Below are 435 nucleotides of genomic sequence, written 5' to 3' on the forward strand. Positions count from 1 at the left end.
CCCTCGGGGCTGCCCAAGGCATGACCTGCGACGCGCCCATCCCGATGCCGGCGAACAACTTCAGCCTGGTCTTCCGCAAGCCGGCGGCAGGCTAGCCGCGCACGAGCATGATCACCGCCGTGACGATCAGGCAGACGGCGAACGCGGCGCGCAGGCGGCGCTCCGGCATCCGGTGCGCCAGCGCCACGCCCCAGGAGATCGTCAGCATGCCGCCGAGCGAGAGCGGGATGCCGCTGGTCCAGTCGACATGCCCGGCCTGGGCATAGGTCATCAGCGCGACCACGGCGCCCGGCGTGACCAGCGCCAGCGCCAGCCCCTGCGCGGCGGCCTGCCGCATGCCGAACAGGCCGACCAGCGCCGGCGCGGCCACCACGCCGCCGCCCACGCTGAAGAAGCCCGAGAAGAGCCCACCCACCACGCCCACAGCCGGAATCC

The 435-nt window shown here is 73.3% G+C and carries 1 protein-coding gene; it reads right to left on the reverse strand.

The window, feature by feature from the left end; translation table 11 throughout:
- Positions 1 to 91: 91 nt before the first annotated feature.
- On the reverse strand, positions 92 to 435 hold a 344-nt coding region (locus AB4Z35_RS30640), incomplete at its 5' end, for a sulfite exporter TauE/SafE family protein (protein WP_442101248.1).

The sequence above is a fragment of the Pseudomonas sp. KB_15 genome (assembly GCF_052114525.1).
Lineage (GTDB): Bacteria > Pseudomonadota > Gammaproteobacteria > Pseudomonadales > Pseudomonadaceae > Aquipseudomonas.